This window comes from Winogradskyella poriferorum, assembly GCF_036553625.1.
Lineage (GTDB): Bacteria > Bacteroidota > Bacteroidia > Flavobacteriales > Flavobacteriaceae > Winogradskyella > Winogradskyella poriferorum.
On the sequence record NZ_JAZHOU010000001.1, the window covers coordinates 1,177,719 to 1,203,712 of the forward strand.

Below are 25,994 nucleotides of genomic sequence, written 5' to 3' on the forward strand. Positions count from 1 at the left end.
GACTTTTCTTTAGTTTTCCTCTTTTGGGTTTTTATTTCATTATCGCTTTTTTGGTAATGACCTTACCGTTAGAGATATGAGCTTTCACTATAAAAATAGAATTTGTAATATTTGATAACTTATGTACTTCTAAGTTAGAAGTGCCATTAAGACTATATATTCTTCTTCCTTTCACATCATATATTTCAATCTTATCAAAAGTCAATGAACTATTAGATAATGAAAATTTGACTAAACTATCAGGCATCTCAGTAATTGTAAAACTATCAACCAAGTTAGTATACTCTGTATTAGATAGAGTACTTTCGTTAAAAATAATATCAAATCTATCTGCATAATCACCTCCCGCAGATAAGAATTGATAGTCGCTAGACTTAAGATCATGAATAATACCTAGTTGATTATCTCTGAGAAAAATAGAATTATTTTCTAAGTACTCACCTTCAAAATCTGATAAGGAAATAGAATATAGTTCAGCTGTTGATAAATAAGAAGCAAAACCAAGGTTAATAACTTCATTCTCATTAAGGCTATTTTTAGATTTTCCTTGAATGACATAAAATCCTCCGCTATTATTGTCCATAGAGTACAATAAACCTGCATTGCCTGCATAGTTACGTTCCGTATCAATACCTTTGCCATCATAACCATCTGTGGCGCTATCAGCATAAGCTACACATATTTGGCTATAAACACCAATATCAGAACTAAGGTTAATCCAGAGCCTTTCTATATCTTCATAATTATTTTGTTGATTAATACGGTAGAAGTCGTTATTTACATTTGTACCACCTACTCTCATGGAATTAGTGAATGTAACATTTCCAGGACTGGTTGATGAAATAAAGAAGCTCTGTCCTGAAGGCACTCTAGGTTGAGGTGCTGGTGTTGTACCATTACCTGCAGTTCCTAAGGAGTTAATGGTAATATAATCGGCTAAATTAAAATTTAATATTTCATTACCAGGATTTGCACCATCGGGTGGGCTAACCTGTGACCACATGAAAAGTTCAGAAGCAACCACAGAACTGTTTGCTGTAAAGAATGCAGATGCATCCAAGGCAGAAGGATATGGGTTACCCAATAAATTCCAATGGTTTAAGGTGTTAAGTGCATTAAATGGTACAGTCTGAGTAATGTCTCCATTGTTATATGCACCTTCAAATAAATAATCATAGGATGTGCCTAATGGTTGTATGAATAGGCCATGCATAGAAATATAACCCTTACCAGCCACCATTATGTCAGTGTCTCCTACGGGTTGCCAATCATTACCGTCATCGTCTATTTCATCTCCATCTGTATCTAAATAATTGTTTGCATTAAACGTGTAACGTCGATTTGGTTTTGCATCTGTAAGACCTTCTAAGATAGTAATATTATCAACTGGACTACTCCAGTAAGTGTAATCCTCCTCAGTGTTTGGAGTTGTAGATTTAATGACAACTGCCTGGCCAGTTCCGGCAAGAACAAAGTTATTTCCTCGTTGTACAAAACTGCCTTGAGTTTCCGTGGTAAGTTGTCCGGCATTAACGGTTACATCATTTACAACCTCAACGAAGTCTCCATTGTCAATGGTTAAATTAGCATTAACTTCCAAGTTGCAAGCAGTAAAACTCCCAGAGACTCCTGTAGAATAGGGACCATTTATTATAGCAGCAGTACTAGCATCTGGACCTACTCCATTATCCCATGCAGTTCCATCCCAAGTGGCTGTTGCTGTGCATGTTGCGAGTGTTCCCCAAATTTCAATGCTATCAATAGCTATATCCTCATCTCCGTCATCTAAATTAAATTCAATTTCAATATCTAGTAAGTTCCCGCTGCCAACAATAGTCTCGATAAATTGTTCAAAATTATCAGTTATTTCTATTCCGTCTCCTGTTCCGTCAAAATCCGTATCAATTAATGGTGCGGAATTAAATTGAGATCCATCATTTTCAATCCAAAGCAAATCTGTTAATGTTCCAGAGTTATCGATATCATATTTAAAATGCACATAATTAGGTTCATCCCAATCTTCATTTGCTCCATCATCATCTTCTGCCAAATAAATGCGAAATTCCAAATTTTCATATCCAATGATATTGACATCATCAATTAATAGACTGACAGGTAGGGTTAGAGTTGCGTCTTCCCCATTTATATCTTGAGCATGAAAATAAAAGTCTCCTTGAATATTGGTAAATACTTCTCCTGTTGTATTGGAGCCATCTGTCCTTATAAAATAGTCCTGATCTAAATCAGTAAACTCGGGTATACTTGTTGTATAACCTCCTGGGATTTCAAAATTTACTTCTGCAATTTTAACTTGTGAAAAACCAAAATTTAAAGCACATAAAAATAGTAAGAGGAATAGGTAGTAATTTTTTTTCATAGGGATTCGGATTAACTATTAACCATTAACAAATGCAAATTAAAGTTACCTTATTAGCAGGTAGTTATACTTTTGCAAGGTATTAACAAATTGTTATTTTCGCTAAATGAACCTACAAACCACCTATACTGTCGATGAAGCGCAAAAAAAGCTAGAAAATTACTGCGCATATCAAGAGCGTTGCCATAAAGACGTAAGGAAAAAGTTAAAGGATATGAAAATGATTCCTGAGGCTATAGACAAAATTATGGTTCATCTTATAGACCACAATTTTTTGAATGAAGAACGGTTTGCAAAGGCTTTTGTACGTGGAAAATTCAGAATAAAAAAATGGGGAAAAAACCGGTTGGTTAGAGAATTGAAATTTAAGGACATATCAAAGTACGCCATAGATGTAGCTCTAAAAGAAATTGATGAAGCGGATTATTTTGAAACTTTAAACGAACTTACCCAAAAACGCATAGCACAAGTCAACGAAAAAAACATATACAAGAAAAAGAAAAAAGTAGCAGATTACTTACTGTATAGAGGATGGGAAAGCCATCTTGTTTATCAAAAACTCAATGAATATTTATAAAAAAAAGAGGCCGTCTAAAAAGTCAGTGTTTTCTCAATCTGAACTCGTTTCAGATTCTAAAACAAACTAAAAATCTGTCATTCTAAAATAAATTCGGAATAACAGATTTTAGACTTTTAAGACAGCCTCTTTTGAGTTTATTGTGTTATACTGAATTGTTCCAATGAGCTTTGGTCACTTAGCGAAGTCGAAGTATATTTCAGCATCTTACTTCTGTAGTGTCTCAGATTCTTTGAAACAAGTTCAGAATCACAGTAGTTACAAATTAAAACTTGCACCAATATTAAATGTAAATTGGTTGTAAAATAAATCTACGTCTTCATCATACTTTGCTAGTGGGAAAGCCGCTTCGGTATAAATACCAAAACCATCAGAAAAGAAGTAGCGTGCACCTATGTGACCACCAAAATTCTTTAAGCTAAGACTAAGTCCTGGATAAAGGTCAAAGTTTGGGTCAATGTTTATAACATTGCCAAGGTTAGCGTTAAATCTTGCTTTTAAGTCAAAACGATCTCCAAAATCAGCAACATCAGCTATGACATCATCAACACCTAAAGCGTAAGACGATGAAACACCAATAGAGATATTTTCTCCTAATCCGTAATCGTAAGTAAGGTTAATACCTGTAGCTTCATCTTGAAAGTTAGCACCAACTTGAAATTTTTGATCTCCTTTACCTTCAAATGCCTGAGAATTTCCAAAACTAAATAATAACAATGCTGCTATTAAAACAATATTTTTCATGATTTGAGTTTTTTAAAAAATGTGCGCAAATATACAAATAGATTGTATGTCAGAAAATTAAACGTAAGGCTTTGTGTTGGTTATGGCCTTTTCATTCTTCCAATCAATCCATTTTTGCCCTTTTATACGACGCATTAGGTTGTCGTAATTTCGCATTAAAAAGATATTATAAAGGGCCTTTCCTAGATTTTTAGGATTACGCGCAATGGCACGTAAACTCATAGAAAAACCAGGTGTTAAGTAGCGCATGTAATGCCAATAACCTTCTGGCATGTATAATACCTCTCCATGATTAAGATCGCAAACCCAACCTTTGGCATGCTTTAATGCTGGCCATTTTTCAAAATCTGGATTAGCAAAGTCAATATCTTCTCTGGTTATAAGCGAATGCGGAACTTTATATAAATATTTGTTCTGCTTTTGATCGAAAAGAATGACTTGCTTTTTACCTTCAAAATGAAAGTGGAAGATATTAGCTAAATCAATATCGTAGTGCATAAAAGTGTACGAATCTCTACCACCAAAAAATAGCATTGGTAAGCCCTTCATTAATCGTAATCCAAAATCTGGATAGCTAAAATCTTTTTGTAGTTGAGGTACTTCTTTCAAAATATTCCAAAGAAAAATCCTGAATTTTGTAGGCTCACGTTTTAGAAGATCTACATAATCGCTCATTTTCATTTTAGCATGAGCTTCGTTAAAACCATCTTTGTAATCTACAGGTCTATCGTCGTAAAGCGGTACGGTTTTATCTCCTGCAACGTCTTTCATGTAATCTAAACTCCATTTAGAGTAGGCAGGCCAATCTTCAATAAAACGCTCAATAACCACAGGCTTTTGTGGTTTGAAGTAATTTTTAATGAAATCTTCTTTCGTAATTGTCTTTACGCGTGGTATGTCTTGAAGGTCTAATTGCAACAGTTAAAACTTTAGAGTGCCAAAGTTAAGAAAACGTTACCAATTGGTTTAAATTGTATGATAAAAAATAACTTATTGCTGATTAGTAAATCCTATGGTGAAAAGATAGAGGTTGTCTGAAAATTATGATAATCTGTCATTCTGAACTCGTTTCAGAATCTCAGAGAATTGATTTTATACTTTTTTAGAATCTGAAATAAATTCAGATTGACAAAACTTAACTTACCTGACAACCTCTTGTATTTATTATCAAATCCTATTTTTTGTCTAAAAATCCTTGTCTCAGTATCTCTTTTATACCTTCAATATTATCTGTAAAGTCAGCCATCTGTGCTATAATTTGCGACATCTGGTTTTGTCCACCTAGAATATTCAGTTTATTGTTTTTTGCAAAAATCACTTTAATGTCTTCCCAACGTTGTAGCTCTTCTTTAGTAAGCGAGTTGCTTAGTTCTTTAAACTTTAAAAGGTTGGCTTCCGCAGCGCTAGTTAAGGTTTGCGATTCGTTTTCGTAGTGCGACAACACTAAGGTTTGTAATTCCTTATCATCCATTATAGGCACTACTTTGGCAACTAATTTGTTCATGTCTCTGTACGATCCTTGTAGCTTAAAACTAGGCTCTGTACGATAACTGTCTTCCATACCTGCACTGGCAATATAGGTCTCGTTAACCTTGAGGACTGTGTTTCTTATTTTAATAACTTTTTCAATCACAGAAACATAATCTGCAACCTCTTGGTTACTATGATTACCTTTAAGCTCTGCGTCTGCTGTGTTATGTTGTACACGATCAATTAAGGTATACACATCATCAAAATATTTGGTGCTTAATTGTTGTAAAACAGGATTGCTTGTTAAGGCATTTTCAATAAGACTTAACTCAAACAAATGGGCTGTGTCTCCAATAATGTCACCTAAATTGTATATGTCTGCACGGTTCGCAAGCATGTCTGGTATCTGGAATTTTTCACCACTTTCGGTATATGGATTTCCAGCCATGATAACGCAAAACTTCTTACTTCTTAAATCGTAAGTTTTAGGTTTACCTTGGTAAACACCTTCAATCTTACGTGTACCATCGGATAGACTGATAAACTTTTGTAAAAACTCAGGATTGCAATGTTGAATATCATCTAAATACAACATTACGTTATCACCCATTTCAAAAGCTAAGTTTAGTTTTTTTAGCTCTTCTCTGGCAGCAGAATTATTTGCAGCTTCAGGATCTACAGAGGTAACTTCGTGGCCTATGGCAGGACCATTAATTTTCATGAATATTAAGCCAAGTCTGTTGGCTACATATTCCATTAATGTCGTTTTACCATATCCAGGTGGTGAAATCAGTAACAATAAACCCATGCGGTCTATACGCTTGGTGTCGCCAACTGTACCTAATTGCTTTGCTAAATTATCTCCAATAAGTGGGAAATACACCTGATTTATAAGTTTGTTTCTTACGAAAGAACTTAATACGCGAGGTTTAAATTCATCTAATCTCAACTGTTCCTTGAGTTGTTCTATAACCTCATGTTTAGCCGATTTAAAGGCTGAAAATGCAGGAACTTTTACACTATTAAAATGCTCTAGTTCTTCAGAGAATTTATGATAGCTAAATTGAAAGGTGCCATCAACAATACTAGGATGAACGCCTTTTAAATCTTTAATTTCAGTTTCTGCAACAGCAGTATTAGAAGCGCTATTGTTTTTATATAGAATACAGGCTACACATTCATTTACATAAGGAACTAATGTATTTTCATTTGCTTTTGCAAATGCCGAAACCCAATGCTTTACCAATTCTATGCGATCTTTTTGAGTAGCACTATCGTTAAGACGTTGTTTGAATTTTTCGGTAGCCTTCTGAGTTTTTAATTCCTTTTCAAAAGCATCTTTTAGTTTTATAGCTTCGCTACTAATCGTAAATGTGTCATTGTCTTTGAGTTCGTTAAAAAGGTATTCTGCAATAGTTTTGGCACTATTAGCCTCAATTTTTCTTGAAGTTTGAATGTCTTCAGCTAGCTCATCAATGATAAAATCATATTCCTTGCTGTTTGGAAAAACAGCCAAAACCTCACCAGCACTTTTTAAGTCATGGTTGTATGCTTTTAGGTTTTCTTCTGAAAGATTATTCCAGAAAAATTGCGCTTCAGCACGCACGTTTGGTGGATAGATTAATAAATCTAATTCCTGATGTTTTTGTAATAGAACTTTTAGAAATTGCGTGGCATCAAAATCATGAACACCTTTAACATAACCACCTGAATAATCACCACTGATGTAATCTTGTACATGGCTTAGTAACTCAGCATCATTTAGCTTATTTAGTGCTGTTTTATCACCAGTAGAGAACATCTTGTAGGCAAGATAAGCCGCTCTATAGACTTGTTGATCTTCAGAAATTAATTCTTGATTCCAAATGTCTTTTGAGTTATTAAGCACTTCATGATTTAATTTTTGATAAAAATCAGTACCTGTAAGATGATAGTATAATTCATCATTTTTAAAAACGATAGTTATATCTAATTGCTGTTTATTAACACCAAACTTGTGCTTTCCTAATTTTATAACGTTGTCTCCATCTTCGTAGAGTTCGTTTTTATCTTTTAGTTTTCGTAATGCATCTTCACGCGCGACTTTAAGCGCTGTTTCTATGGCTTCAGATTTACCAATATCGCCAAGGTCTTTTAATTGACCAATGATGTCACGTACCTTATTTATCATAAGATCACTGGCAAAATAGCCATTTATTGCAGCAATATCTTCTAAAGATTGTGCCTTTTTTTGTGCGCCATTTATAATGCGTTGTGCAGCATTTTGTAGGGCAATTGTTTTTTTATTTCGAGCTTCTACAAGGCTGGATTTACGATTATCAAAAGCCGAATAAACCTCTTCTCGTTTTTCAATAATTTGAGTAATGTATTCTTCAAAATCTGAAAATTTACCTTCTAATTCTTCAAGTTGAATAGAAACCTTAGTGAGAAATTCATCACATTTTTCAGGTGTGTTGGCTATATCAATATAGTTGATGATACTTTGGTCAATAAGCTTGAGTTGCGCAGTAAAATCGGCTTGCGCTTCTTTTTTACCAACAGCCTTTAATTTATTTTTAATTGCTGCTTTAACCTGATTGATTGTCGCAAAAATCAGAGAGATATTCTCAATAATTTTAGTGGAGTGCGAGGTGTCTTCAATATCGAGATTTGATACAATATCGATAAGCAGTTCTAAATCTTCTGCAATTTTATTGACCTCTTCCTCTAAGGCTTTTATCTCAATAACCTTTTTTAACTCCTCTAATGTTTTTTGCTTTTCGTTAATGGCATTGTGGTACGGTTCTAACGCTTTATCATCTAGAAGAAATGTCGTTGCACGCCTAGAAATGGTGTCGTTTTGCTCCAAAATTTGAGCTTCAATGCCTTTAATGAAATCATGATCGACATAACGAACTTCGTACAAACCAATAGCCTCACCTCTTATGGAACGCAATTGTGTTAGCAGATTTACAAAATCGTTAATGGACTTAAAAGACGTGCTTTTAATTTTACTGAAAAGCTCTTCAGATTTCTTAGAAATGGAAAGGGTTTCTTGCTCAGCTTGTTTGCGTAATTGTTTTACCTTTTCAAATTCATCTATGGCAGCATTAGAGGCTTTATTAATTTCAGCCAAAGGTATATTGAGCTGTTGAGTTTCTTCTTTAGAAATCCAATAATAAGCATCTAAGATATCTTTAGATACTCGTGCAATATCATCATACAACCCATCATAGCTATCTTCTTTATTTAGTAGAGTGATAAGCTCATTGGTTTCGGCCATGGCCTTAACAATATCCTTATTCCCAATTTTATAAAGTAACGTGTCTTGATGCTCTGAAGGCATAATATCGCCTTTTAAATATGGTGTTTGCCATATTTGCATCATGTGATGCTTGGTTTGTTCTTCTTCAGTGCGGAAATAACACAGTTCACCATTATCTAAAATTGTAAATCCATTACAGATAATAGGTGTTTTGACTTCCTGTTCAATAACGTTGTAGGACATTAAGACATAAACAGCCTCTTTAGGATCGTAGTAAATATATAGGTGATCTTCTCCGTTAGGTGAGGTTATTTTTTGTTGAAACTTTAATTGAAACGTTGTGTTTGAAAACACATTGTATTCACCAGTTTGTAAATAGTAGCCACTCGGGAAAATAATACCTTGATCGTCTGGTAATAAAACAGCAGATTGTGCTATGGAATCCACTTTTTCAACAACTTTAAGTTTATGGTTGTAAACAAAATATCGTGGTTGTTCTTGAAATGGTTTTATTTCTAAAACAATAAGATTTCCCAAATCGGCATAACGGTACTGACCATCATCTAAGGTTTGGTCTTTATGCTCAACATCTTCGCTGTAAATACCTTTGCCATCGTCTGTGTTATCTTCGACTTTAATAGTTAAATCTCCACCAATAGTTTCAACAAAAACCTTATCTAGTATAGAAACATGTGCATGTTTTCCATTGCGTTGATGATCACGACCAGCTTCATTCCAGATAAAATCATATTGTTTAGGATATTTGTATTCGTGCTCACTGCGGTTATCTACATATTCTAAAGTGTTACCTTTAATAAGCCATTTGAATGTTTTTATATCCGAAACCGATTCGCTTAACTGAAATACCATGTGGAGGTAATTACCAATAATGGCAAACTTTGAAAAAATGGTATTTCGATAATATTTATATAGATTTTCGAAGTCGTTTTTAAACACAGGATCATCAATAATTTGCAATCCTGTCGGACTTTCTTCAAACCTAAGAGCATCCTCTTGTCGCTGAAACTGATAAACGCTAAAAACATCACTCAACGAAATAGACGTACGTAGTCCAAAATGCACGTTATACCCAAATAAGCTTTGGTTTCCTATAGAAACGATATCTCTGGCAATACAGTTGTTCTCCGTATTGATGCGATCGTTAGCAATAAGCTGTGTTTCTAAGGATCCAAAAACGGTTTTACGCGCTTCGTTAAGGCGATGTAAACGGTTTTGTAAATCGTTTTTTTGCTTTAGTAAACGACTCTGAATGATTTCGTAAGTTCCAGAATCTAAAGCTATATTATCATCAGTTTGGTTGTCTGCCATTTTTTATAAAAGTTCTTTATAGTGCATTCAAAATATCATCACAAATTTGATGTCTGGTCGAGCCCTTCGTCTGCGCTCAGGATAAACTAAAGTTGAGACCTAATTATGTTTAAAATTTTAATTAAAACCTCTCGACTGCGCTCGAGGAGACATAATTAACTACTCGTCTCTTAAAGGTTTATAGAAAGGGCTGTTTAAAAAAGTTCTCTTTTTTAAACAGCCCTACAACTTTTATAAATCATTCATCTTTTTGTTAGATAATCCCATGCCTTTTGCAAGGTTGAATAGATTACTTAACATGGTTTGTTCACTTTTATCATCAGATTTATCTTGTAGATTGCTCAGTAAATTGGCGATGGTTAAGTTTTTAATATCCTCTGAACTTATACCATATTTATCTGCAAAGGATTTTACTTTATCGAGTAGGTTTCCTTTTACATCATCGCTACTAAGTATGGCGTCTTTTACTTCGCTTACAGTTTCTGAGTGTTGTACCAAACGATCATAACCCTTGGCTTTTGTTATTTGTCCTATAATTTGCTCAAAGAACATAGTCTCACCACCAACAATATCAATTTTAGCAGCTCTTAACGCTTCACCAATTACTTGAGCTTGTGCATCAGCAATTTCTTTCTGGATATTGATTTTAGCAAGGTCAACCTGTAATTCTTTATCAAGTTTAAGTTTGAACTCTTCGTGCTCTTTACCAACACCATCTAACTTCTTCATAGCCTCAGCTTTTTCTTCAATTCCTGAAGCATCTGCCATCGCTTTTTCTTTAATAACCTGTGCTTCTGCCAATCCTTCTAAACGTTTAGCTTCTGCTTTTGCAGTAATTCCGCTCGCTTCTGCTTCTGCCTTTTTCTGAATGATTAAAGCATCAACAACACCTTGTCTTTCGCTAGCCTCAGCTTTTGCATGCATCACTTGTGCTTCAGACATACCAATTGTAGCTTCCTCTTTTGCTTTTGCTTCCGCAAGGGTTTTACGAGCTTCAGCTTCTTTTTCGCTCGCTTCTTTTTGCGCTTGTGCTTCTATGTTTAATTCCTCAGCTTTTTGTTTTGCAGCTTCTTTCTGTGCTTCAGCAGATTTAATCGTTTTTATTAAGTCTTCTTGTGCAGCCGCTTCAGCGTTAGTTATTGCCACTTGTTTTGCTCTGTCAGCAGTTTTGAAAGCTTCGATGTCTTTCATGTTTTCCTGCTCTTCAACCACACCTTTCTCAAGCGTAACACGATCTCTAATAACATCTTGAATGTTCTTTTTCTCAACTTCAACAACCTTCTCTTTTTCAATTTGAGCTAACGTTACAATACGCTCTTTTTCGGTTCTTTCTAATAAACGGTCTTTCTCTACACGCTCGCTTTCTATAGCATCTGTACGTTGCTTGTTTTTCTCTGCAACAATGATTTGACGTTGCATGTTTTCTTCGGCAACCTTTACTTTTTCTTCGGTTGCTATACGTGCAGTTTCAGATTTTAAACGCTCTTCTTCTGCTACTTTTAAAGTTGCAGCTTCTTCACGAGCTTTTATGTTAGCAATTTCTCGTTTTTGTTGTTCTTCTTTTTCAGCCAATTGCTTGTCTAATTCTAAGATAGCTTCTTGTGCTTCTACATCTTGTTTACGGATGATTTTTTCTTCATCACGCTTTATTAAATTGGCTTTAATATTTTGCTCAGCAGTAAGATCAGTGATCTTCTTAATACCTTCTGCATCTAGGATGTTATCTGGTTTTAAATGTGTAACTGCTGTTTGCTCTAAATAATCGATAGCACAATCTTCTAGCGTGTAACCATTAAGATCTGTACCAATAATGTCTACAATTTCGTCTCTAAATTCGCGACGCGCTTCATATAATTGGATGAATTCAAACTTCTTACCAACTGTTTTTAAGGCTTCAGAGAATTTCGCTTCAAAAAGATCTTCTAAAGTTTCTATGCGAGAGGCACGATCTACACCTATAGTTTGTGCTACTTTCTTAATAAATTCTACTTCATTATTTACACGAACAAAAAAGGCAACTTTGATATCTGCACGCATATTGTCTTTACAGATAAGACCTTCTGTGCCCAAACGTTCTATTTGAATTTTCTTTACAGAGACATCCATAATCTCCACACGATGAAATACAGGAACCACGTACAAGCCTTTGTCTGTGGCTACTTTTGTGCCACCAAAACCTGTTCTGACAAGTGCTTGGCCTTGTGGTACTTTTTTGTAAAACATCGCAATGATTGCGAAATACACAATGATTAGGAATAAAATAATTCCCAGTCCGGTTAAAATAAGAGGTAAGATTCCTTCCATGGTTTTTTATTTGGTTTTTAAATGTTAATTAAGGTTTGGTTTTGCAACTAAATAGTAGTTTTTGTCTTCGGATTGTTTAATTATTAGTGCTTTTTCATGAAATTTAAGTTCTGATGTGTCTAAAGATTTTACATAGATCGTCATAACGTTTCCATCGACTATAACTTCGGCATTGCCCATTTTCTCTCCTGAAATAGTAGATAGAAGTTTTGCTTCTAAACCTATGAAGTCAATAGCTTTATCACCGTCTTTATTTAAATTTTTAAAGAAGGATTTAAAAGGAACGGTTACGATTTTTGTAAGAAACAATGATGGTATTATTGCCAGTAAAACAATAGCATATCCAAAACTGGTATCGTAACTGTTGGTTAGCGTCGTTGTTATAACAGATATGAGCCACCAGTTAAAAATCCAGAAAGTAAAGGTGAACATAAATGGTAAGCCAACAAAGTTGAAATAGATTAATACAACCTGCCACCACTTTAAATTGCGTGTTCTTTTGTTTACGACATGCTGACGGTCTACTTCTACATTGCTAACATCTTGAAAATCTATGTTGCCACTTTCCAGTCCGCTTTCGACTTCCATATCTACATCGGCATCAATGTCTACATCGATATCTACATCGACATCTAAGTCGAAATCAATACCACTAAACATGGTAACGAGCCAATATAAAATCAAGATGATTAACAAAATGCTGAGCGTAATGTTAACTTGTGAGAATACGATGTCTAAATACTGTTCCAATGTTTTATGTTTTAAAATGAACTCATTTTGAGTGAGTTTGGTAAAATAACGGATTAATTATTGTTTTTTATACCTAATTGTTCTTTTAATTTTTTTAGTTCTTCGTTAGCTTTAGATACCGAATCATCTAGTGTGAAATCAATATCGTTGTCTAAGTTTATATAATCATCTGGTTGCTCTTTTAAGTCTTGAAATTCTTGTTTTTTTTCTTTTAAAAATTTCAATCTATCATCAATACTTTGAGCATTAAGATGTGTCATTTGTTTGTTTATGTTTTGTTCAGCTTCAATTAGTTTAATTTCAGCTTTTAAAGTATCGAGCTCTTTTTCATAGTCTGATATGTTTGATTGAATCATCGCTACATTACCTTTTAACAATTCAACTTTATAATCTAATTTATCGCGTTCTGCTGCTGTAGCTTTCGCTTTTGCTAATAATGCTTCTTTTTTTATCAAAGCTTCTCTGGCTAAGCGATCTCCTTCATAAACATCAATTTGATTGAGCTGTACTTTTTTTAAAATAGCAACAGCTTCATCTTCGCTTTTTTTTGCTTTAGTGGCATATTCGTCATTATCATTTTTTACACGAATTGCTAGCGCTTTTACTTTATTTAGATGCTCGGTAGTGTAAGAAAGTTCTTCTTTTAAGCGATTCAGTTGTTCTTCAATGGCATCTTCAAGCTCATACTGATTATCAATCATGGTATTAGCTTTAGCCTGAAAAAAATTGAATAGCTTTCTAAAGATGTTCATAGCGTTAAATCTAGTACTTTTAATTGAAATACCTTACAATAAATTCTAAACTAAAGGATACATTTTTAAAGGATAAAAGCCTTGATAAGAATGTGATGGTTGAATTTTATCGCTATTCCGGATGTAGCGATAAGCTTACATATAATATGTAGCACTTATTTGAGTTTTGTTACAATAGCAACAAAAAAATCCTGTCGGTTAGGACAGGATTTATAGTGGGATATGTTGTTTTCTATCTATTTAAACGTATATCGTAAACCAAATAACACGTTGCTTGGAGGCATTGGTGTAAAGCCAGATTCAATATAGTCAGCATCAAAAATGTTGCTAGCTGTTACTGTAAATTCCGCTTGATTAAATCTGAAAGCAATTGAGGTATCCCAAACATTATAGGTTTGTCCTGTGGTGCGCTCAGCATATTTGTAAACAATGTTTTGACTTACGTTTTTAAACAACTGAGTGCTTAATCGCGTAATATATTGGTGCTTCAACGTATTAAGTGAATAGCGTGATAATTCTTCATTTTGATCTGAAATATTATCATCTAAGTACGAGTATCCAAACGCTAAAGTTTGTTTGTAGTTGCTCATATTAAAGTTGTATGCAGCATCAAACTCTAAACCTTTGGTGTTAACTTCGGTAATGTTCTGTGCAGTAAATACATCTTCGGTTACAGATGTTCTTACATAATCGATTAGGTTATCTGCATCTCTGTTAAATACAGCGATACTAGCTGTAAGTTTTGGTGAGATGTATTTTAAACCAAGCTCTTGTGCAAACGCTTCTTCTGGTTCTAGATCTTCATTTCCTGTGGTTACAGGATCGTTATAGTATAAGTCGGTGTAGGTTGGTACTCGGTAAGTATAACCAATGTTACCATAAACCTTGAAGTTGTTGGTAATGTCATAACCAACATCTAAACCAGGAAATGCATGAAATTTAAAATCGGAAAAATACGTTAAAGCAACACCAGGTGTAATGTCTAGTTTGTTGTCTAGCAAACTAAAGCGATGCTCTAAGAATGCATTAGCCATAAAACGGTTACGGTCTCCTAAGTTGTTACTTCTTAGGTAAATCTTAGAAAGATCTATTCCAAAACCAGTTACACCTAATTCTGAAGTGTAAGAGGCATTTGTTTCCGCGCCAATTTTATCAGAAATGTGCATGTTTCTATAAAAATCTGGCTCATCTCGTCGTAATAGAAAGATATCTTGATTACGTTTCCAGTAAACTCTTGGCTGAATTTTAAATTTTTCAGTTCTAAACGTTGTACCAAATGCAATTAAGCTATTCTGCGTTTCTTCGTACTCGTTAAACGTAGGATTGGTTGTGTAGAAGTTTTGTGCACCAAATTTGCGTTCAAGAAATGTAGCTGTCATTTCAATAGCTTGTGCATTTTTATTGAACGTACTTTTTAGGTAGTAATTGGCATTGTCGTAATCCGTATTAATTCGGTAACCTTCAGAAGTCACTCTGCCAACATGAACAATATGCGATGAGTTTTCTAAATCTACACCAGCAGTAACATTACCGTTAAGTTGTCCAAAAGATCCAGTTTCAATAGTTGCAGATGTTGAATTTTTCAGGTTTTTCTTAGTCACAATATTTATAGCTCCGTTAAAAGCATTTTGACCAAAAACTCTGGCGGCAGGACCTTTGATAATTTCTATGCGCTCAATAACTTCTATTGGTAAAGCAGCATTCATGCTATGATGACCGGTTTGTACATCATCCATTTTTATACCATCTATTAGTAGAAGTGTTTGGTCAAAACCACCACCTCTTATGTAAAGATCGGCTTGGCTGCCACCTGTACCACGTCTTCTGATGTCTACACCAGCCACTTGCTGCAATAGATCTGCAAGATTTACAGCTGCACTTTTTTTAATAGCATCTGATGTAATGATGTTTATCGTTCTTGAGTTTTCTTTAAAAGGTAAATCGATACGTGTACCAGTTAAAGTAACAGAATCTAATTGTTGTGTAACTTCTTGTGCATTAAGCTGAAAAACAGCCATAATTAGTAATGCAAAAGGGGTAATCTTTTTTCTCATATCTTGTTTTAAATTGAAAGTGCAAAAGTCGTAACTTTCCGGACGATTAAAATAGTCCACTTTTAAAAGAATGAATAGTCCGGTTGAAGCAGTTTTAAAACAGCTTATTAGTTTCGATAAAACTATCGTGCAACCTGTCTATGTTCAAGTTTCTCAGCAAATTATAAATGCTATTCAGCGTGGTTATCTGATAAAAGGTACAAAATTACCAGGCACAAGGATATTAAGTCAACTATTAAAGGTCCATCGAAACACAGCCGTTGCAATCTACGATGAGTTGGCATCTCAAGGTTGGGTAGAAATCATTGCGAATAAAGGCACTTTTGTGTTGCTACCAGAGCAAGCCACAGCAAAAATTAAAGCCTCTACACAGCAAGTGCATCAGGCGTATCATTATCCTAAGGAAGCTGGTTTTCCGTTTCAACAGTCGTTTCATTTGGCGACTAATCTTCAACAAACACAAGCTAAATACATTATTAATGATGGTAAGCCAGATTTACGCTTGCATCCAACACATCAATTTTCGAGATGGTATAGCGCAGCTATGAAGCGTAAACCATTAATTCAAAAATGGAACAGAATCACAACGTCATCAACTTCAGTATTTAAAACACAATTGTGTAATTATCTCAATGCCACACGAGGATTTCATATAAAGCCCAGTAACCTTCTGAATACACGCAGCTCTGAAATGAGTCTTTACATAGTATCGCAATTGCTGATAAAGCAAAACGATTTGGTTTTGGTTGGTCAATTGAGTCATTATGCGTCTAACACTATTTTTCAGGAAGCAGGAGCTACGATTAGAACAATTCCTGTGGATGACGACGGTCTCGATGTAGATTATATAAGGCAGCATTTTGTGAAAAATCGAATTCGATGTGTGTATGTAAGTGCGCATAGGCATTACCCAACTACAAAAACGTTAAGTGCAGAACGACGTATTCAATTATTAGAGCTAGCTAAAGATTATGGTTTTGCCATAATTGAAGACGATTACGATTATGATTTTCAGTACGATGGTTCTGCAATGCTTCCAATGGCAACGGCAGATTCTGATGGTATGGTGATTTATTTGGGTAAAATGGGACAGTCGTTTTTTCCAAGTTTTCAATCTGGATTTGTTGTAGCTCCCGAAAATCTTATTGCAGAAGCTCATAATTATTTGACGCTTTTAGATGAGCAAGGCGATATTATACAAGAGCAAATGCTATCGGAATTAATTGCTGAAGGTGAAATTTACAGGCTTTTAAAGAAGAATATTGTAACCTACAAAAGACGAAGAGATGTTTTGTGTGATGCTCTAAAACAACAATTTAAAAATGTTATTCAGTTTGAAAAACCTTCAGGAGGTTTAGCAATTTGGTTGAAATTTATAAAGCAGATTTCTCTGGTACAATTAGCAAATGAAGCTGAAGTTTTAGATGTGTTTTTACCAAAAACAATTTTATACCAAGATAAAGATACTTGTGCTATTCGGTTTGGTTTTGGGCATTTAGATGAAGATGAAATTGAGATTGTAGTGTCTAGGTTAAAACAAGCCTATGATAGGATTATTGCTTTTTAAAGTTAACAATAGTGTTGCAATTATCGCATTTATACTCGTAACGTGCGCTTAGCGGAAGTGAGCCAAAAACAAAACCTATTATAAAATGAACCAAGGATTTAAAACTATTAATAGTAGAGTAGAGGCTAATTTTATTGCTACCACAATTAGAACAGGCAACAGCATTGCCATTATCATCTAAAGCATAAGCCGAAATAGAATTTAAAACAGCTTTCGCTTTGCTTTCATCTTTGGCTAAAACCTTCAATTTTACACCACCTATAGCCTGACTCACTAATGGATCGGTATCTATGGTAATATTATCTTTTAAAAAAACTTTAATGCCTTCAGCTTCTAGACGACCTTTTATGATTTCGGCTTCAGAAGAGTAGGTGTAACGTGCTATGGTGGAAAATGTGTTTTGCATTTTGTAAAGATAGCAAGATTCGGTGCTTTTTTAAGATTTTCAACTTTAGAAGCTATTTGTAAAACACTAGATTGTCAACCGAGGGATATCTTAGAATATGTAGAGGATTAACTAGCGATGTCTATTAGCAAGTAGAGGAGGAGGCTCACCAGTAAATGGATTCCAACGACTAATGGTTTTGGCTTCCATTCCTGCAGCAGACATTACGGCTCTGTCACCAAAACGTTCACGCATTTTGTCCATAGCTTTACTTAAGTTGAGGTGTGTTTCATTATCCTCAAACAAGTTGATTTGATGACCTCCTTCTACCAAATGGCTAAACTTTACACCAATAAGTCTGACTAATAATCTACGGTTATAAAGTTTTTGGAACAAATCTAAAACCACAGGAATGATGTTATGGTCCATAGCGCTATATGGAATTTGCTTTTGCTGTGTATAGGTCTGAAAATCGGAATACCGAATCTTAAAGGTAATACAGGCTGTTAGTTTATTACCACGTCTTAGCTGATAAGCCAGGTTTTCTGCCATGGCAATAACGAGTCCTTTAAGCTTATGAATATTTGTGGTGTCTTGCCCAAAGGTGCGCTCTGTAGAAATAGATTTGCGTTCGTGGTATTGTATTACAGGGCTGTTATCTATACCGTTGGCCTTTTTCCAAATAGAAAGCCCGTTTTTACCCAATACTTTATGCATTAATTCCATAGGCATATCTTGGACGGTTTTAATGCGTTTCACACCCAAATCACAAAGTGCTTTGTAAGTGACATTACCTACCATTGGAATTTTCTTTACAGAAAGAGGTGCTAAAAATGGTTTTTCGGTACCTGCAAGAATTCTAATTTCATTATTAGGTTTGGCTTCGCCTGTTGCAATTTTTGAAACGGTTTTGTTGAGCGATAATCCAAACGAAATAGGAAGTCCGGTTTCTTTAATAATACGTTGGCGTAGTTCTGAAGCTAATTTGTGGCATCCAAAAAACTTGTCCATTCCGGTGAGGTCTATATAAAATTCATCAATAGAGGTTTTTTCATAAAACGGTACGCTTTCTTTGATGACGTCGGTAACATCATTAGAAAATTTGGTGTAAATACCAGAATTACCCCTTAGAATAATAGCTTCTGGACAAAGCTGTTTTGCCATACGCATAGGCATAGCAGAATGTACACCAAACTTACGAGCTTCGTAACTGCACGAAGCCACGACACCTCTATCACTCGTGCCACCAATAAGCACAGGCTTACCATTAAGACGACTATCTTTTAAGCGTTCGCAAGACACAAAAAAAGTGTCTAAATCCATATGCACGATGCTACGGTTGTTGTTCATTCTTATATTTTACAATTGACGTCAGTTCGAGTGGCAATTTTGTAGCCTTAGCGAAAAAGTTGTTGTATCGAGAATTTCGCTATGGATAAAAACTTCTCGATACAATTTGCTCATGCTTCACAAATCACTCGAAGTGACATTGGTGGTATTATTTTTTGATATTCTATTTTGAAATCCAATCGGATCATGTGTCTTTTTCAAATCGTTAAAACTTTTCTTTCTTTGAAATGTTGGATTTGCTGATTTTACAGCGTAACGTGGGTCTTCAATAATTGCTAAACGCTCTAATTTTGAAACTTCAATAGAGACACAATCAAACTCTATCATCACCTTTCCTGTAATGGCATAAATGCCTTTTCCTCTAAAAGGATACTTAGAGGCAATTGGAGGAAAATGTACTGTATCTAAAAAATCTCCATCGCGATCTAAGAAAGTGCCAAAGTGCATTAATTTTCCATTTGCTGTTTTGGTGTTTTTGGTTGTAATTAAATAACCTTCTATGATTACTAGTTTGCCTTCTAACTTTTCCAAATGCTTAGCTCTTAATTTGCTTAAAGAGGTGTTTTCTAAAAGCTCAAAAGGATTGCAAAGGGGAAAACCTAATAGTTCTAATTCATCAAAAGCATTTTCTAAAGCTGTACTAGGCAATTCTGGAGTATTATAATTAATGCGTCTGGTTTTGAATAGCGTTACGACATGCTCTTGAATTATGGTTTTGCTAATTTTTAGGTGAGCTTCCCAAAGCAGTTCACGCTTATTGATTTTTGTAAATTTGAAAGCATTTATTTTTATTAGAATTGAAATTTGCTCGACGGAAATAGGAATACGTTCTATAAAGTCATCTAAAGATTGAAACTTTCCGTTTTTCTCACGTTCTGTAACTATACGCTGTACAGTTTTAGCTTCTAAGGCATGCAAAAACATAAAACCCAGATAGATAGTTTTACCTTTGATAATTGCTTGGTTGTATGAGTTATTTATACAAGGAGCTTCAATAATACCGTTATGCATTCTCGCTTCGTGTACATAAAGTTCCGTGCTATAAAAACCTCCAAAATTATTAATGGTAGCTGTCATGTATTCGAGCGGATAGTATGCCTTTAAGAATAAGCTTTGATAACTTTCTACGGCATAAGAAGCTGAGTGACCTTTTGCAAATGCGTAACCAGCAAAACTTTCTATTTGCCGCCAGATATCAGTCGTAAGTTCTTTAGATTCACCACGAGCAATACAGTTATCAAAAAACTTTTGTTTTACCTTAAGAAACTCTTCGCGAGATCTAAATTTACCAGACATACCACGTCGTAGCATATCGGATTCTCCCAAGTCCAATCCGCCAAACATGTGAGCAACTTTTATAACATCTTCTTGGTAGACCATAACACCATAGGTTTCTGGCATAATATTTTGTAATACAGGATGCGCTTCTTTTCGTTTTTCAGGATAGCGATAGCGCAAAATATATTGTCGCATCATGCCACTTTTTGCAACACCAGGTCTAATGACCGAACTTGCGGCTACTAGCCCCAAATAATTATCTACCTGTAATTTTTTTAACAGCATACGCATGGCAGGAGATTCTACATAAAAACAACCAATAGCTTTGGCGTTTTTTAGTAAGTATTTTATACGCTCATCTTCTTTAAAACGTTTAATGTCATGAATGTCTAAAGGGGATTGATTGTTATAATTTTGATCTATGATTTCTACAGCATCTTTAATTTTTCCTAAGCCACGTTGACTTAAAATATCGAATTTATACAGACCAATATCTTCTGCTACAACCATATCGAATTGTGTGGTAGGAAATCCTTTTGGAGGCATAAACGTTGCTCCATAATAATGAATGGGCTGTTCTGAAATTAAAATGCCGCCAGCATGTATGCCCAAATAATTCGGAAAACCTTCAATATATTTACTGTATTTGAGTACGAGTTGAGATAGCTGATCTAATTGATTAAAATTAAACTTACCACGTGTTAGGTTATCCATTTCAGATTTTGGTAACCCAAAAACTTTACCTAATTCGCGTACGGAAGCTTTAAATTTAAAGGTGTTATAGACTGTAATAAGAGCTGTATTTTTAAAGGTTTTGAATATAAATTCAGTAATATCATCTCTGTCTTTCCATGAAAAATCAATATCAAAATCGGGTGGGTTTTGCCTAAAAAGATTGATAAAACGCTCAAAATACAAATCGAGTTCAATAGGATCTACATCTGTAATACGCAATAAATAAGCGATAATACTATTGGCTCCACTACCGCGACCAACATAGTAATAGCCTTTGCTGCGCGCATATTCTAAAATTTTCCAATTGATTAAAAAGTAAGAGACAAACCTTTTTTGTTTAATAATATCTAACTCTTTTTTAATGCGCTCGAATATTTTAGGATCTGGATTATCTCCATATCTATAAGAAATGCCTTTGTAGGTTAATTGCTCTAATAATGTATAATCGTTGGTTTCGTTAGCGGTTAGACATTTCTGATTTTTGGGCTGTGGGTTTTCAAAATCAAAATGAATAGCACAAGTGTTTAATAGCTGTTCCGTGTTTTTTAATAAAGAAGGGTAATCTTTATAAAGTTGACATAATTCATCATAAGGTAGCATTATATCATTGACATTTCCTTCTTCAGATTTTGGGAGTTTACTCAATAACGTATTGTTATCTATGGCACGAAGTAAACGATGTGTATTAAATCCTTTTTTATCTTGAAAAGACACCGTTTTTAAAACGACTAACTTATCTCTATGCGTATTCCATTTAGAAAATTTTAATTGGTTGAGGTCCTTAGGTGTAATTCCTAAAAATTCGTTTTGCTTAAGTTCAAAATGCTTTCCTTTTTGGTAAGGATAGACGATGAAGCAATCTTCTAAAACGTCGTCAGGTTGCTCAGGAATTTTTAAGTCTTGATTATGAAGAAATTTTGATAGATATGCGTTTATATTTTGAAAGCCTTGGTTGTTTTTTGCGATGACAATAAATTGTTGCTCTGCCTTATTTCTAAAGTCTACACCAAGTACAGGTTTTACCTTGTATTTTTTTGATAATCGTACAATATCTAAGCATGCTGAGGTCGTGTTAATATCGGTTAGCGCCAAAGTCTGAACACCATTTTCTGAAGCAATAGCAAGCAATTGCTCAGGTTTTATGGTGCCGTAACGCAGGCTGTAATATGTATGACAGTTTAAATACATGGGACTAACAAAATTAGCTACTATATGTAGTTGATATTGCTTATATTTGTAGTAAATGATGTTAAGATTATTTCGATGAAGCCAATACAAGCCAACATAAAACACCTTAGGTCTTTAAAGAAGCTATCTCAAGAGCGTTTTGCAGACGATTTAGGATGGACACGCTCAATGGTAGGATCTTATGAAGAAGGACGAAGCGAACCGCCAATTGAGCGTTTAATAGACCTGTCAAATTATTTTAATATTCCTATAGATATTCTCGTTCGTAAAGATTTACGGAAGGCGAAGGATACTTCTTTTATTGAGATAGGCAATAAGCGCGTGTTGTTTCCTGTAACGGTTAATGAAGACAATGAAGATTTAATCGAAATCATTCCGGCAAAGGCTTCGGCAGGATATTTATCTGGTTATGATGATCCGGAATATATAGAACAACTTCAAAAAATAAAGTTACCGTTTTTACCTACGGGAACACACCGTGCCTTTCCTATAAAAGGCGACTCTATGTTACCGGTTAAGGATGGTGCTTTTGTCGTAGCAAAGTATGTCGAAAATATTAATGATATTAAAAACGGCAGAACATATATTGTTTTAACAAAGGATGATGGTTTGGTCTATAAGCGTGTTTATAGTACGGATGATGAGAATCTACTATTATTAAGCTCAGATAATAAATCTTACAAACCTTATTTTGTGTCAAAAGAAACGATTTTAGAACTTTGGGAATTTACATGTTGTATTAATACGCAAGAGTACGATGAGAAGGAGTTGAAGTTAAGTAGTATTATGACCATGTTTCAAGAACTTAAGGTAGAATTAGAAGCTGTAAAGCAGTTGTAGAATGGCAAAAACTGTTAAATGGGGAATTATTGGCTGTGGCAATGTCACTGAAGTTAAAAGTGGACCAGCCTATAAAATGGCTGAAGGTTTTGAGCTTGTTGCTGTTATGCGACGTAACTTTGAGCTAGCTAAAGATTATGCTGAACGACATAATGTACCACGCTACTATAATGATGCAGATGAATTGATAAATGATTCTGAAATTGATGCAATTTACATCGCCACACCACCTGATACGCATCTTCATTATGCCATGAAGGTTGCGCAAGCAAACAAAATATGTTGTATTGAAAAACCAATGGCACCGAGTTATGCAGAGTGTCTTGAAATACAAACGATCTTCGAAAAACGCGAGCTTCCATTATTTGTAGCCTATTATCGCAGATCCTTGCCAAGATTTAAAAAAGTAAAGGAGCTATTAGAAGAAAAGGTAATAGGTAGTGTAAGGCATATAAGTTGGTCTTTAAGTCGCACGCCAAGCGAATTAGATATATCAAAGACCTATAATTGGAGAACAGATGCTAACATTGCACCAGCAGGTTATTTTGATGATTTGGCTAGTCATGGATTAGACCTGTTTGTAGATTTATTAGGCGACGTAAAAGAAGCAAAAGGTATTTCGTCTAATCAACAGCAATTGTATTCGGCAAAAGACATTATTTCAGCATCTTGGGAACATGATAAAGGTATAATAGGAACTGGAATGTGGAGTTTTGGTACTTATAAACGCGAAGATAAAGTTAGGATTGTTGGTAGTGATGGTGAGTTATCATTTTCTGTATTTGGTGAAGAGCCAATTGAAATAATAACGAATGATAAAATAGAACAAGTTTATATTGAAAACCCTAAGCACATTCAACAATATCATGTTGAAAATATGGTGAAGCATTTACAATTAGGTATTGAGCATCCTTCTACAGGTAAAACCGCAACACACACTGCATGGATAATGGATTCTATTTTAAATCAGCTATAAAAGAAAAGCGCCAAACATAGTGTTTAGCGCTTTTTTATGTTGAAAGAATGTTATTTCTTAATCAGCTAATATAATTAGCTTGTTGTCTTTCATCTCAATAGTTCCAGAGTTAATACTTACTGTAAGAACTTTTTTGTCATCGATGTGAGGAACAACATCTCCATGTAATTCATCAAATACTAGATGACTTTGCGAGTGAGTTTTTATTCTAATAATACCTTCACCTAAGATAGAAACTACAGGCGCGTGATTAGATAACATTTCAAACTCACCATTTACACCTGGTACTACTACAGAGTCAACTTCTGAACTAAATAAAGTCGCTTCTGGTGATACAATTTCTAAGTACATAATTTTTAGTATTAAGTATAGAGTAATGAGTAATTAGAAGTTCTCACAACTAAAATCTCATATCGCACTATTAGTTTACGCTTCAGCTAACATTTTCTCACCAGCTTCAATAGCTTCTTCGATAGAACCTTTAAGGTTAAATGCTGCTTCAGGTAAGTGATCTAACTCACCATCCATAATCATATTAAAACCTTTAATAGTTTCTTTAATATCTACTAATACACCAGGAATACCAGTAAACTGCTCAGCTACGTGGAAAGGTTGAGATAAGAAACGTTGTACACGTCTTGCTCTAGATACGGCTAATTTATCTTCTTCAGATAATTCTTCCATACCAAGGATAGCAATAATATCTTGTAATTCTTTATAACGTTGTAATAACTCTTTTACGCGTTGTGCACAGGCATAATGCTCATCACCTAAAATTTCTGGTGTTAAAATACGAGAAGTAGAATCTAAAGGATCTACCGCAGGATAAATACCAAGCTCAGCAATTTTACGAGATAATACAGTTGTTGCATCTAAGTGAGCAAACGTTGTTGCAGGAGCAGGATCTGTTAAATCATCTGCAGGTACGTATACCGCTTGTACAGATGTAATAGAACCTTTTTTAGTAGATGTAATACGCTCTTGCATTGCACCCATCTCAGTTGCTAATGTTGGTTGGTAACCTACCGCAGAAGGCATACGACCTAATAATGCAGATACCTCAGAACCAGCTTGTGTAAAACGGAAGATATTATCAACGAAGAATAATACATCTTTTCCCTGCCCGTCGCCAGCACCATCACGGAAGTACTCAGCGATAGTTAAACCTGATAATGCTACACGAGCACGAGCTCCAGGAGGCTCATTCATCTGACCGAAAACGAAAGTTGCTTTAGAATCTTTCATAGCAGACTTATCTACTTTTTGAAGATCCCATCCGCCTTCTTCCATAGAGTGCATAAAGTCATCACCGTATTTAATAATACCAGACTCTAACATCTCTCTTAAAAGGTCATTTCCTTCACGAGTTCTTTCACCTACACCAGCAAATACTGATAAACCACCGTGACCTTTTGCTATATTGTTAATCAACTCCTGAATTAATACTGTCTTACCTACACCAGCACCACCAAATAATCCAATCTTACCACCTTTAGCATAAGGCTCAATAAGGTCAATTACTTTAATACCTGTAAATAGAACTTCAGTAGAAGTTGATAATTCTTCAAATTTTGGAGCTTGTCTGTGAATAGGTAAACCTGCCTCACCAGCTTTAGGTAAATCACCTAACCCATCAATTGCATCACCAATTACATTGAACAGACGTCCGTAAACATCATCACCAATTGGCATTTGGATAGGAGCACCAGTTGCTACAACTTCAGTTCCTCTACTTAAACCATCAGAAGAGTCCATTGCAATAGTACGCACAGTGTCTTCACCAATGTGAGATTGTACTTCTAATACTAGCTTAGAACCATCTGGGTTGCTAATTTCTAACGAATCATAAATTTTTGGAAGTTCTGCACCAGAATCGAATTCTACATCGATAACTGGACCTACAATCTGTGCAACTTTACCTGTAACTTTTGACATTACTTATATGTTTTTGTTTTGCAATAATTTAAATCTGAAAAACACCACTTTTCTTTTATGTTGAATACGTGCATTTTTCGCGCTGCAAAGATATAGTTTTATTTAAAAAAACCACCGCTTTTTTAAATAAAAAAAACGC

The 25,994-nt window shown here is 34.8% G+C and carries 17 protein-coding genes and 1 pseudogene; 5 read left to right on the plus strand and 13 right to left on the minus strand.

Annotated elements, in window-relative coordinates; translation table 11 throughout:
* Positions 1 to 31: 31 nt before the first annotated feature.
* Complete coding sequence (locus tag V1468_RS05360) at positions 32 to 2,377, minus strand: hypothetical protein (protein WP_331809195.1); 2,346 nt, start codon at positions 2,375 to 2,377, stop codon at positions 32 to 34.
* Positions 2,378 to 2,483: 106 nt separating this feature from the next.
* Between V1468_RS05360 and V1468_RS05365 the strand changes: the two genes are divergently transcribed.
* Positions 2,484 to 2,954: a regulatory protein RecX gene (locus V1468_RS05365; protein ID WP_331809196.1), complete on the plus strand. Its 471-nt coding sequence runs from the start codon at positions 2,484 to 2,486 to the stop codon at positions 2,952 to 2,954.
* A gap of 258 nt (positions 2,955 to 3,212) precedes the next feature.
* On the opposite strand, the gene V1468_RS05370 is transcribed toward V1468_RS05365, so the two are convergent.
* The 7 genes from V1468_RS05370 to V1468_RS05400 all read right to left on the minus strand — a co-directional run bounded on the left by V1468_RS05370 (position 3,213) and on the right by V1468_RS05400 (position 15,601).
* Entirely contained in the window at positions 3,213 to 3,698 is a 486-nt protein-coding gene (locus tag V1468_RS05370) for a DUF6646 family protein (RefSeq protein ID WP_331809197.1), read from the minus strand.
* A gap of 57 nt (positions 3,699 to 3,755) precedes the next feature.
* Positions 3,756 to 4,616, minus strand: a complete 861-nt coding sequence (locus V1468_RS05375) for a cupin-like domain-containing protein (protein ID WP_331809198.1) — start codon at positions 4,614 to 4,616, stop codon at positions 3,756 to 3,758.
* A 256-nt stretch (positions 4,617 to 4,872) separates the two neighbouring features.
* Positions 4,873 to 9,741, minus strand: a complete 4,869-nt coding sequence (locus V1468_RS05380; RefSeq protein ID WP_331809199.1) for a DNA repair ATPase — start codon at positions 9,739 to 9,741, stop codon at positions 4,873 to 4,875.
* A gap of 231 nt (positions 9,742 to 9,972) precedes the next feature.
* Positions 9,973 to 12,045 (minus strand): flotillin family protein, encoded by a 2,073-nt coding sequence (locus V1468_RS05385; protein ID WP_331809200.1) that lies wholly within the window; start codon positions 12,043 to 12,045, stop codon positions 9,973 to 9,975.
* Between the two features lie 24 nt (positions 12,046 to 12,069).
* Positions 12,070 to 12,795 carry a hypothetical protein gene (locus V1468_RS05390; RefSeq protein WP_331809201.1) on the minus strand — a complete coding sequence of 242 codons (726 nt, stop codon included), beginning with the start codon at positions 12,793 to 12,795 and terminating at the stop codon, positions 12,070 to 12,072.
* Between the two features lie 53 nt (positions 12,796 to 12,848).
* On the minus strand, positions 12,849 to 13,547 hold the full coding sequence (locus V1468_RS05395; RefSeq protein ID WP_331809202.1) for a PspA/IM30 family protein: 699 nt from the start codon (positions 13,545 to 13,547) through the stop codon (positions 12,849 to 12,851).
* Positions 13,548 to 13,783: 236 nt separating this feature from the next.
* The gene (locus V1468_RS05400; protein WP_331809203.1) at positions 13,784 to 15,601 is read right to left on the minus strand and encodes a TonB-dependent receptor plug domain-containing protein; all 1,818 of its coding nucleotides are present in this window, start codon (positions 15,599 to 15,601) and stop codon (positions 13,784 to 13,786) included.
* Between the two features lie 70 nt (positions 15,602 to 15,671).
* Here V1468_RS05400 and V1468_RS05405 point away from each other — a divergent pair, with 70 nt between their 5' ends.
* Entirely contained in the window at positions 15,672 to 17,168 is a 1,497-nt protein-coding gene (locus V1468_RS05405; RefSeq protein WP_331809204.1) for an aminotransferase-like domain-containing protein, read from the plus strand.
* Here the strand turns inward: V1468_RS05405 and V1468_RS05410 are convergent.
* A complete protein-coding gene (locus tag V1468_RS05410; RefSeq protein ID WP_331809205.1) occupies positions 17,155 to 17,574 on the minus strand; it encodes a putative signal transducing protein in 420 nt (139 codons plus the stop codon). The two genes, V1468_RS05405 and V1468_RS05410, sit on opposite strands and share 14 nt — an antisense overlap.
* Before the next feature lie 30 nt (positions 17,575 to 17,604).
* Here V1468_RS05410 and V1468_RS05415 point away from each other — a divergent pair.
* Positions 17,605 to 17,685, plus strand: a pseudogene (locus tag V1468_RS05415) (helix-turn-helix domain-containing protein); the annotation flags it as partial.
* On the opposite strand, the gene dinB reads toward V1468_RS05415, so the two are convergent.
* Both dinB and V1468_RS05425 read right to left on the minus strand, forming a co-directional pair.
* A complete protein-coding gene (gene dinB, locus V1468_RS05420; protein ID WP_331809207.1) occupies positions 17,686 to 18,903 on the minus strand; it encodes a DNA polymerase IV in 1,218 nt (405 codons plus the stop codon).
* A 117-nt stretch (positions 18,904 to 19,020) separates the two neighbouring features.
* The gene (locus tag V1468_RS05425) at positions 19,021 to 22,104 is read right to left on the minus strand and encodes a DNA polymerase III subunit alpha (RefSeq protein ID WP_331809208.1); all 3,084 of its coding nucleotides are present in this window, start codon (positions 22,102 to 22,104) and stop codon (positions 19,021 to 19,023) included.
* A 75-nt stretch (positions 22,105 to 22,179) separates the two neighbouring features.
* On the opposite strand from V1468_RS05425, the gene V1468_RS05430 reads away from it, so the two are divergent.
* Positions 22,180 to 22,944 carry an XRE family transcriptional regulator gene (locus V1468_RS05430; RefSeq protein WP_331809209.1) on the plus strand — a complete coding sequence of 255 codons (765 nt, stop codon included), beginning with the start codon at positions 22,180 to 22,182 and terminating at the stop codon, positions 22,942 to 22,944.
* 1 nt (position 22,945) lies between these two features.
* The gene (locus V1468_RS05435) at positions 22,946 to 23,920 is read left to right on the plus strand and encodes a Gfo/Idh/MocA family protein (protein WP_331809210.1); all 975 of its coding nucleotides are present in this window, start codon (positions 22,946 to 22,948) and stop codon (positions 23,918 to 23,920) included.
* Between the two features lie 57 nt (positions 23,921 to 23,977).
* Here V1468_RS05435 and V1468_RS05440 read toward each other — a convergent pair whose 3' ends face one another.
* Positions 23,978 to 24,271 (minus strand): F0F1 ATP synthase subunit epsilon, encoded by a 294-nt coding sequence (locus V1468_RS05440; RefSeq protein ID WP_331809211.1) that lies wholly within the window; start codon positions 24,269 to 24,271, stop codon positions 23,978 to 23,980.
* Positions 24,272 to 24,346: 75 nt separating this feature from the next.
* Positions 24,347 to 25,855: a F0F1 ATP synthase subunit beta gene (atpD, locus tag V1468_RS05445; RefSeq protein WP_331809212.1), complete on the minus strand. Its 1,509-nt coding sequence runs from the start codon at positions 25,853 to 25,855 to the stop codon at positions 24,347 to 24,349.
* Positions 25,856 to 25,994 lie beyond the last annotated feature (139 nt).

Bases quoted from the DNA above. Each gene is read 5' to 3' on its own strand.
- V1468_RS05365 (WP_331809196.1), top strand. From the start codon at position 2,484: ATGAACCTACAAACCACCTATACTGTCGATGAAGCGCAAAAAAAGCTA.
- V1468_RS05360 (WP_331809195.1), bottom strand. From the start codon at position 2,377: ATGAAAAAAAATTACTACCTATTCCTCTTACTATTTTTATGTGCTTTA.
- V1468_RS05400 (WP_331809203.1), bottom strand. From the start codon at position 15,601: ATGAGAAAAAAGATTACCCCTTTTGCATTACTAATTATGGCTGTTTTT.
- V1468_RS05405 (WP_331809204.1), top strand. From the start codon at position 15,672: ATGAATAGTCCGGTTGAAGCAGTTTTAAAACAGCTTATTAGTTTCGAT.
- V1468_RS05385 (WP_331809200.1), bottom strand. From the start codon at position 12,045: ATGGAAGGAATCTTACCTCTTATTTTAACCGGACTGGGAATTATTTTA.
- V1468_RS05395 (WP_331809202.1), bottom strand. From the start codon at position 13,547: ATGAACATCTTTAGAAAGCTATTCAATTTTTTTCAGGCTAAAGCTAAT.
- V1468_RS05410 (WP_331809205.1), bottom strand. From the start codon at position 17,574: ATGCAAAACACATTTTCCACCATAGCACGTTACACCTACTCTTCTGAA.
- atpD (WP_331809212.1), bottom strand. From the start codon at position 25,855: ATGTCAAAAGTTACAGGTAAAGTTGCACAGATTGTAGGTCCAGTTATC.
- V1468_RS05370 (WP_331809197.1), bottom strand. From the start codon at position 3,698: ATGAAAAATATTGTTTTAATAGCAGCATTGTTATTATTTAGTTTTGGA.
- V1468_RS05435 (WP_331809210.1), top strand. From the start codon at position 22,946: ATGGCAAAAACTGTTAAATGGGGAATTATTGGCTGTGGCAATGTCACT.
- V1468_RS05440 (WP_331809211.1), bottom strand. From the start codon at position 24,271: ATGTACTTAGAAATTGTATCACCAGAAGCGACTTTATTTAGTTCAGAA.
- V1468_RS05425 (WP_331809208.1), bottom strand. From the start codon at position 22,104: ATGTATTTAAACTGTCATACATATTACAGCCTGCGTTACGGCACCATA.
- dinB (WP_331809207.1), bottom strand. From the start codon at position 18,903: ATGAACAACAACCGTAGCATCGTGCATATGGATTTAGACACTTTTTTT.
- V1468_RS05380 (WP_331809199.1), bottom strand. From the start codon at position 9,741: ATGGCAGACAACCAAACTGATGATAATATAGCTTTAGATTCTGGAACT.
- V1468_RS05430 (WP_331809209.1), top strand. From the start codon at position 22,180: ATGAAGCCAATACAAGCCAACATAAAACACCTTAGGTCTTTAAAGAAG.